This window comes from Methylomagnum sp., from assembly GCF_054333355.1.
On record NZ_JBTEKS010000356.1, the window covers coordinates 1 to 4,539 of the forward strand.

The 4,539-nt window shown below is 67.5% G+C and carries 3 protein-coding genes; all 3 read right to left on the reverse strand.

The genetic code is table 11. The features are described 5' to 3' along the window. The coding region (locus ACXWUF_RS19110) for an AAA family ATPase (protein WP_458496174.1) at window positions 1–1,820 on the reverse strand (1,820 nt) is incomplete at its 3' end. A gap of 101 nt (window positions 1,821–1,921) precedes the next feature. Continuing rightward, entirely contained in the window at window positions 1,922–3,175 is a 1,254-nt protein-coding gene (locus tag ACXWUF_RS19115) for a metallophosphoesterase family protein (RefSeq protein ID WP_458496175.1), read from the reverse strand. Between the two features lie 145 nt (window positions 3,176–3,320). After that, window positions 3,321–4,539, reverse strand: a 1,219-nt coding sequence (locus ACXWUF_RS19120) for a hypothetical protein (protein WP_458496176.1), incomplete at its 5' end; no start/stop codon positions are given.

The following is a 4,539-nucleotide window of genomic DNA, read 5'->3' on the forward strand; positions in this document are numbered from 1 at the left end:
CTTGTCAGGGGGGAGTAGGAAGCGGGTGATTCTTCGTGGGTGGGGGATTCTTGCTCCCGCCTCAATTCTTCCCTTCCCTGATAAGGGGGGGATGGGAGGGGCTGGAAGGGCTGGGAAGCGGTTTGGGTGCCGCCGTCGATGAATACCCGCCGCATCTCGAACCATTGTTGGTCGCGGGCGGCGCGGGCGGCGTCCACCGTGTCGGCGGTGACGACATCGCCCGCCGCTTCCAAACCGCCCATTTCCGCGAGGGCGTTGTCGAGGTCGCGGCGGACTTTGCTTTCCTCGCTGGCGAGTTCGGTCAGGCTCTGCTGATGCTGGGTGAAGCGCCCCCGGTAATGCTCGATCTCGCCATCCAAGGGGACTTGCAGCTTGCGCAAGGCCTTGGCGTCCGTGGCACCCAACGCGCTGGCTTCGTCGTTCAGGCGGCGGGCGGATTCGTCCAGCCCCACAGCCAGCCGTGCGGCCTGGGTTTCCGGGTCGCCTTGCAGTTTAAGCGCGTCGAGGGTGGCGGCCAGCGCCGTGAAATCCGGCGGTGTCGGCAATTCGGCGAAGGCCGCTTGCGCCGCCGCCGCGTCCTGTTCCAACTCGTGGACTTGCTCGCGAAGCCCGGTGCTGGCTTCGGTCGCCGCGTGCAGGTCCGCCGCCAGTTCCCGCACCCGCGCCAGGGCGGCGCGGTCGGGCAAGCGGGCAGATAAATCCAAACCGTCCGGCGCTTCGGCACCGAAGCAGGCGCGGGCCAGTTCGGCGAGATTGGCTTGGCAAACCGAGCGCAACGCCGCCACCGCCTGGATATTCCGGTGCGCCTCGCCGGCCCGCGTTAAGTCGTGACGCAAGGCTTCGATGTCGGGACCGCTGTTCAGCAGCGCCTCGGGCACGGCCAGGGCGGGAAGCTCCCGCTCGTAGCCTTCGATCAGCGCCCCGGCCTCGCGGCTGTCCCGCTCGGCGTGGGCCAGTTCGGCGGCGGCCTGGACGCGCTGCCCTGGCGCGTCGGCGTCCAGCAGCGGCGCGTCATGCAGCCCCGCCAATTCTTCCAGCGCGGCGGCGTGGCTCGCCAGCAAGGGAATGGCCGTCGCCAGCCGGTTGAGTTGCCGTTCCTCGCCGCGCAAGGCTTCGATCCGCGCCCGCAGGGCTTGCGCCTGCCGTTCCGCTTGAATCAGCGCTTCTTGCCGCTCCTGCCAGAGCTTGGGCCGGACCTGCGCATCCTTGAGCTTTTTTTGGGCCTCGTCGTAGTCGTGCATGGCCACGTTCAGGCTGGGTTTGTGGCCCGCCGGTTTGAACAGCGCCGCCGCTTCGTCATCCAGCCGGGCCAGCAATCGGCGCACCCCGGCCAGCCCGGAGGTGGCTTGGAACAGGGTCTCGCCCAGTTCGCCCTGCCCTTCCGATAGTTCTTTCCCGCCTTTGCGGAGGCTGGCCTGGTTGATGCCGAACATGGTGAGGAAGGTCGGCTGGTCCAACTCGCCCAACAGCCGGGCGAAATAATCGGGGGGCAAGGGGCGGTCGGTGTATTCCTCGCCGGTGGCGGGGTCGAATTCGAACAGGGTGGACTTGTTGCCCTTGCGGCGCATGACCGCCACGCGGCTTTCGCCGCCCAGGTCCAGCACCGCGCCGACCCGCAGTTGCGCGTAGTCGTGGCGGAAGTTGTCGGGGGTGCGGGCGTCGATGCCGAATAGCAGCGCGGTGATGGCGCGGAGGGCGCTGGATTTGCCCGCCTCGTTGGGACCGTAGATCACATGCAGCCCGGCGGGCGTGGCGGAGAAGTCCAGCGTTTGGCCGTGGAAGGGTCCATAAGCCTTGAATAGCAGCCGTTCGAATCTCATATCAAAACTTCATGGGTGAGACGTGGGAGTGGGCTTTAGCCCACGAAGCGGGGCGGTAGTCGCGGGCTAAAGCCCGCTCCCACAATGAATCGCGTCAAAGCTCACGGCGCGGCGTCTCCGTGCAGGCGGGACAACAGCAGCGTCTCGGCCTCCGCCAGCAGCCGGGACAAGGTGGCCGGGTCGTCGAGCTGCAAGCCATCCGGTCCCCGGCCCGTGTCCGAGGGCAGTTTCGTCAAGTCGGCGAATACCTGCCGCCCCAGTTCGGCCAGTTCCTCGTCGGAGGCGGTCAGCCGGTCCACCAGCCGCAACATTTCACCGATGGCGTCGGGGCGACGGGCGGCGCTGGCCCGGTCCAAGGCCGGGCGCAGGTCGAAGCGGATTTTTTCCAGCCACACGGCGGGGCTGAAATCCAGGCCGACGGCCCGCAGTTCCGCTTCCACCGCGTCGAAGCCGCCCGCCAGCCGTTCACCCAATTTGCCCCGGCCTGCCACGGACAGCCGCACCGCCAGCAAGCGATCCCCGGCCTCGTGGGTCAGTTCGACCAAGCCAGCCCGGACGGCGCTTAGCAACATTTCGCTGTCGGCGAGTCCGTCCGTGTCGACGCGCAGATGCGCCCAGCGGAGGTTGTCCAGCGGGCGGAATTCGGTGCTGATTTCACCGCTCTCCACCGACACCAGTTCGCAGCCCTTGGGTCCGGCCTCGCGGACGTTGCGGCCTTGCAGGTTGCCGGGAAACACGATGTGCGGCCCGGTCGAAACGATCTCGCGGGCGTGGGCGTGGCCCAAGGCCCAATAGTCGTAGCCCCTGCCGCGCAGCACGTCCGTCCGGGTCGGGGCGTAGCTGGCGTGGCCGGCGCGGCCATCCAGGCTGGTGTGCAGCACGCCGATGTTGAATAGATCGAAGGGGCCGGGCGGATAGGCGGCGGCGAGGTCGTCGCTGGCCTCGCGGTGGCCGAAGCTCTGACCGTGCAGGGCGACGCCCAAGTCTTCCCAGACGCGGGTTTCCGGCTTCTTGTGGTTGAACACGAACACATTGTCGGGCAGCGGCAGGGATTTGGTGATGCGGCTTTCCGCGTCGTGGTTGCCCTTCGCCAAGGCCACCCGGATGCCCGCCTCCCGCAGCCGGGCCATTTCCCGGACAAAGAACAGCCCGGAATTGAAGTCCGGCCAGTCGCCGTCGAACAAATCCCCGGCGATGACGACGAAATCCACCGTCTCGCGAATCGCCAAGTCCACCAAATCGCGGAACGCCCGCCGGGTCGCGCCGCGTAGCTCGTCCACCGGGGCGCCGTCGTAGCGGTCCAGGCCCAGCAACGGGCTGTCCAGGTGGATGTCGGCGCAGTGTAGGAATTTCATGGGGGGATTTCGGTTGAGTTTGAATTTAGTCCCGTAGGGTGGGCATGTACCCATGCCCACCGATGCTTAATTCAGCGGGTGTTTGGTGGGCATGGGTACATGCCCACCCTACACGGAAGATTCTCGCCACCGCCTGAAGGCGAGACTACGAGCCTGTCGGCTCCGCGTCCGGCTCGCTGGGTTCGATTTGTTCGCTGAGCTTGTCGATCCGTTTCGTCACCCACGCCAAATCCCGGTGCTTGCCCTCGCCCTCCTCGGCGCCATCCGTGAGCTTTTCCAGGATGTCCCGCGCCTCCCGGTACTGGGCGAGGGCGTCGGCCTTGTCCCCGTCCGGCAAGGCCTCGATAGCCAGGCCGAGCTTGATGTGGCCCACCGCCAAATCACGGTGGTGCGCGGGGTCGGTGTCCCGCACCAGCAGCGGCGCGGCGGCGGCGAGATAGGCCCGGTAATGCTCCGCCGCGCCCGCCGGGTCTTCCAACGCCGCCAGCACGTTGCCGATGTTGTTGTGGTTCAAGGCCAGATTGCGTTGGAACTCCGGGTTGGATGGGTCCATGGCGGCGACTTTCTCGGCGACGGCCAGCGCGGCCCGGTAGCGGCCCAGCGCCCCCGCCAAGTCCGGGCGGGCGCGCAGCAAATCGCCCATCATCGTGTAAATCGCGCCCGGTGCCCGCACCAGCTTGATTTGGTTGGGATTCTTGCCCGCCAGGAACTCATAGATTTTCAGCGCCGCGTGCATCGCCGCCCAGGCTTCCCGGATTTCGTTGGTCTTGATGTAGAGGGTCGCCAGGCGCTCGTGGCTGGCCGCGAGATCGAACCGCCGCTCGGCGTTGGAGGGGGCGTGAGCGGCCAGTTTTTCCAGCACGGCGTGGGCGGCCCGATAGCTGTACAAGGCGCCACCCAGGTCGCCTTGCTGCTTGAGCAGGTCGCCAATCTTGGTGTGATGCCGCAATAGGTCGTGCTGCCGCTCCGGCTTGTCCGGGTCTTGCTTGGCGAACAGGGCGCGTATCCCGAGGCTCCGGCGCAGGCCGTTCAACGCGCCGGGGATGTCGCCCCGGGTGATGAGTAGGTCGCCGATGCGTTCCTGAGCCACGGCGAAATCCCGCTGCCGGGCGGCGTTGTCCGGCTCGGCGGCCATGGCCCGCAGCAGGAAGGCGCTGGCGTCCTGATACGCCTTGAGCGCCGGTTTCCAATCGCCTTGCGCCGTGTCCAGATCGGCCAGAATGCAGGCCAGCCGGACCCGCCGGGTGGTTTCGATGGAGTCTTCGGCGGGGTCGATGGGCCGGTCTTGCAGGCCCGCCACCAAGACCCGGGCGTGGGCGGCGAGGGGGGCCAGCGGGCACCAATCACCGCCGACCACGCAAGGC